Origin of the sequence: Cedecea sp., from assembly GCF_036500665.1 — a bacterium.
Lineage (GTDB): Bacteria > Pseudomonadota > Gammaproteobacteria > Enterobacterales > Enterobacteriaceae > Cedecea.
In genome coordinates this window covers 1-1,871 of sequence record NZ_DASYBS010000101.1, presented here as the reverse complement: position 1 = coordinate 1,871, position 1,871 = coordinate 1, and the positions used below count along the sequence as shown (strand labels likewise).

Annotated in this window: 1 protein-coding gene; it reads left to right on the top strand. The window is 56.7% G+C overall.

All coding sequences use genetic code 11. From position 1 onward, the window contains the following. Positions 1–174: 174 nt before the first annotated feature. The gene (locus VGM55_RS16900) at positions 175–1,857 is read left to right on the top strand and encodes a hypothetical protein (protein WP_331636097.1); all 1,683 of its coding nucleotides are present in this window, start codon (positions 175–177) and stop codon (positions 1,855–1,857) included. Positions 1,858–1,871 lie beyond the last annotated feature (14 nt).

Genomic DNA, 1,871 nt, shown 5'->3' with positions numbered 1-1,871 from the left:
ATCCTGGATGCCTTTAACGTTTTTATGCTCCCGCCCGGGAAGCGACCGAAGCCGGACTCCTGAGCGCAATACGATTTCTCGGGCGGCGTCTGCATTTTCCCATGGGGGATTACCTTGGGATGCCGTTCAGCACCTTCTCGGGGTTTCTTCATGACGAAGTGGAGGCGGTAAACCGTGGCCGGAATCAGTCAAAACCTTAAGGCCGTCATTACCTTCGGCGGCAACATCGACAGCTCCTGGGGGCGCTCCGCCGGGAGCCTGCAAAAAAGCCTGAAAGACGTCGGGAAGCAGTCGGCAAAGCTGACGGCCGACCAGACTAAACTGGCTGCTGAAATCAGGCGGGCAAAACTGGCTGGCGACAGTCTGGGCGATTTGAAACGCCGGTATGCCGACGTTTCGCGTGAAATCCGTAAAACCGAAGCGGAGCAGAAAAGGCTGAATGTGCAGCTGCAGAAGGCGCAGCGTTTTGAGTCGTTTAAGGGGATGGGGAGGGGACTGTTTCGCCGTGGGCTGGGTGTCGCCGGACAGCCGGGTGGTATGGTTGCCCCCGGGCTTGCCATTGGCGGCGGTGGTATGGTGGCTACCGCCCTGGGGTCGCTGATTGCCCCGGCCGCGGCGAATGCGGAAACCGCCCGGCGTGCCAGTGTGGCAAAAAGCTATGGCGTTGACGCCCCGACGTTTAACGCGTGGGATTCCCTGGCGAAACAGTACGACATGAACGGGGAGAACATCGGTGACCTGTTTGAAGAGTATCTGCACAAGTCCGGGGAGTACAAACACACCGGTAAGCAGAGCGCGCTGCAGGACGCGTTCGATACCCTGGGATTTAAAGCCGGAGATTTTGCCGGGCTCAGCGATATCAGGCAGTTCGATAAAATTATTGAGCATGCCCTGAGTCTGCAGGACGAGTCAAAAGCCTCCTTCGCGCTGGATTCGCTGTTCGGCGGTGAGGCCAGCAAGATGCTGATGCTGATTAAGCAGTCGGGCAAAAGTTATCGTGACCTGATGGACGAACAGCGCCGCTATAACCTGGTGACGAAAGAGGGGGCGGACGGCGCGATAGCCGGCAATAAAGCCGTTACCGATTTGCGCACGGTATTCACCTCCGCCGTGGCGGAAATCTCCGGCCAGTTAGGCAATGAACTTGCGCCGGATATTCGCAGGCTGACGGATGACCTGGCCGGCTGGTTTAAAGGCGGCGGAATTCAACGTATCGCCGGCTTTCTGAAAAACGATTTGTACCCCGGCGTGCTGACGTTCGGGCAGGGGATCGTGTTTGTCGGGAAGATTGTTTACGCCCTGGCAAAAAAACTCACCTGGCTGCTGCCGGATGAACGGGGCGATCAGCGTAACGTTCTGAAGTCCCTGGCCATGACCGGCTCCCCGGATATTGCCCGGCAAACTGCAAAGGGTAACGGGCAAAGTGAGTGGTTTGAGCAGCAGCTGAAAGACCATCCTGACCTGCCTCAAACGATTAAAAAAGCGTACACGGATACTCACGGTTTCTTTAAAGACGATACAGATGCGTTTAATAAAGAACTGGATAACTATCTGGGTCCGGAGCAACAGGGCGGTGCTCCAGGCTGGGGGGATATGCTTAACAAAAATTCCGCACCGTCCGATAACCCTTCGTTCGGCGGGGCATGGAATGCCCTGCTCCGGAAAACGGATGAAGCCGATAATGTGAGCCAGAGCCGCCTGCTCACCGATAACCGTAAATTTGAGTACCACTTCACGATTAACGGCGCGTCGGGCCAGAACGAGCAGGGTATCGCTGACGGCATCAACAATCTCACGAAAACCAGCCCGGCCTTCACCGGGAATAATTCGATGCTGGATGGAGGAGCGCCCTGGTGAGTGAAATTATTCCG